The 690-nt window shown below is 29.9% G+C and carries 1 protein-coding gene; it reads left to right on the forward strand.

What is annotated here, in order from left to right:
• The coding region (locus tag IU405_RS00770) for a DUF6090 family protein (RefSeq protein WP_231749423.1) at positions 1 to 686 on the forward strand (686 nt) is incomplete at its 5' end.
• Between the last annotated feature and the right edge of the window lie 4 nt (positions 687 to 690).

Genomic DNA, 690 nt, shown 5'->3' on the forward strand with positions numbered 1-690 from the left:
AAATTATACTTGTGGTTATTGGGATTTTTCTTGCCATACAGCTCAATAATTTGAATGAAAATAGAAAAGAACGTCATAGGGAATTCACTTTTCTTTTAAGGCTAAAAGATGATATTAATTCGGACATCACTAATTTAAGCCTAAATGATTCTATAGCGGCATCACGTGAATCATCCTCTAGCAAGGCACTTGAGGTATTTTATAAGTCAAAAACAGTTAAGGATATTTTGATTACTGATTCGTTGTTCAAATTTACTTGGAACAATATAATTGTAAATAGAAAGACCTATGATGAAATGCTCAACACAAGTGGTATTTATATTTTGAAAAACAAAAAATTACGCAATCAATTAACGGACTATTATACCTTAATTGAAACCTTTCAACAATTTATACGAGAGATGAATAGTGATTCGCAACTGTTAATAAAAAACGAAAATTTAAATGCCCATAATTTTTTGATTAAAGAACATGGCAAGCCATGGTTCAACAGCAAAAAGATTGACACGACTTGGATTGGTGATTTCAATTCACCTTCCATGTTAGCATTGCATAAATTTTACAATCATGCCCAAGGTACTTTAAATATCAGTAGGCAAAAAATGCTCCAATCAATAATTGAAAAAAGTAATCTATTGGTAGCGGATATCGAGAAAGAATTAAAAAGTAAAAACTATAAAGAGTAAATAA

The sequence above is a fragment of the Polaribacter sp. BAL334 genome (assembly GCF_015767435.1).
Lineage (GTDB): Bacteria > Bacteroidota > Bacteroidia > Flavobacteriales > Flavobacteriaceae > Polaribacter.